At 33.3% G+C, this 396-nt stretch carries 1 protein-coding gene; it reads right to left on the bottom strand.

Translation table 11 applies throughout. The features are described from left to right. Positions 1-82: 82 nt before the first annotated feature. A complete protein-coding gene (locus tag KI356_RS27740; RefSeq protein WP_128281741.1) occupies positions 83-358 on the bottom strand; it encodes a DUF3935 domain-containing protein in 276 nt (91 codons plus the stop codon). Between the last annotated feature and the right edge of the window lie 38 nt (positions 359-396).

The following is a 396-nucleotide window of genomic DNA, read 5'->3' as shown; positions in this document are numbered from 1 at the left end:
GGAAGACGCGAAGCCACCGACCATTCTTGCCACTTCCATCACCTAAGCATAAAATCCCCCGCTAAAAGCGGGGGATTTTTTTTTATAATTCTTCCTTTTTTTCCTCTAATGCAGGTAACTTCTCTTTTTTAGGTTTACCAAGCTTTATCACAAAGAAATATAAAGAAAGTAACGTAATAAGAAAAACAATTAAAAACGGATACGGTGAATAAAACGTACGCGCTGCCTCAGTTTTTCCCGCAACAAATTTTAATGACTCGATATCTAAAAACTCAGCAAACATTTGTACACCGAGCATACTAAACCAAAAAACAAAAAAACTAATAATAATACCAAAAACTTGTTTTACTCTCGTCATTCATCTCATCCTTTCTATATAATGTTTTTTTTATTTAA

It is taken from the genome of Bacillus hominis (assembly GCF_018332515.1).
In the GTDB taxonomy this organism is placed as follows: domain Bacteria; phylum Bacillota; class Bacilli; order Bacillales; family Bacillaceae_G; genus Bacillus_A; species Bacillus_A hominis.
The sequence above is the reverse complement of the archived record's forward strand: the minus strand, read 5'-3'. Positions and strand labels throughout refer to the sequence as shown.